This window comes from Paenibacillus sp. 01T422 (genome assembly GCF_056398785.1).
The window spans coordinates 1-541 of record NZ_JBFTQB010001583.1 but is presented as its reverse complement, the minus strand read 5'-3'; the positions used below and the strand labels follow the sequence as shown (position 1 = coordinate 541).

The 541-nt window shown below is 51.2% G+C and carries 1 protein-coding gene; it reads left to right on the top strand.

Annotated elements, in window-relative coordinates; all coding sequences use genetic code 11:
• Window positions 1–355: beta galactosidase jelly roll domain-containing protein (locus tag AC1DUA_RS40305; RefSeq protein WP_477504973.1), on the top strand; the 355-nt coding region annotated here is incomplete at its 5' end.
• Between the last annotated feature and the right edge of the window lie 186 nt (window positions 356–541).

Below are 541 nucleotides of genomic sequence, written 5' to 3'. Positions count from 1 at the left end.
GACCATTTATCCACTGCCACTGGACAATACGGATGCCATTCCGTTCGTGAGTTCTGCGAAGAGCTTACAGGTGGGGGATGTGCAGGATCAGGATCAGGAGCGCCCGACTTTCTATCGCGGGGAGTTTCACGTTGAAGAGGCCGGGGACACTTTCATCCGTTTGGACGGCTGGTCCAAAGGTGTTGTGTGGATTAATGGCTTCAATCTTGGGCGCTACTGGGAAAAAGGGCCACAGCGTACGTTGTATGTACCCGCGCCGTTACTGCGGAAGGGCAGCAATGAAATCATCGTTTTCGAGCTTCATCATACGGAGGAACCGGTAATCACATTGACGGATTTACCTGATTTAGGTTAAAACGGGGAGTGAGCGGGCTATGGCATCAAAAAAGGCTATCAAAAGAGTCATTATTCTAGGTATTGATGGTGCGGGAACATTCATCCGCGAGGCACAGACCCCTTATCTGGATATTCTGCTAGCTGGAGGAGTGCAAACGAGTCTGGCTCGCACGGTCTATCCTTCCAATAGCGGAGAATGTTGGGG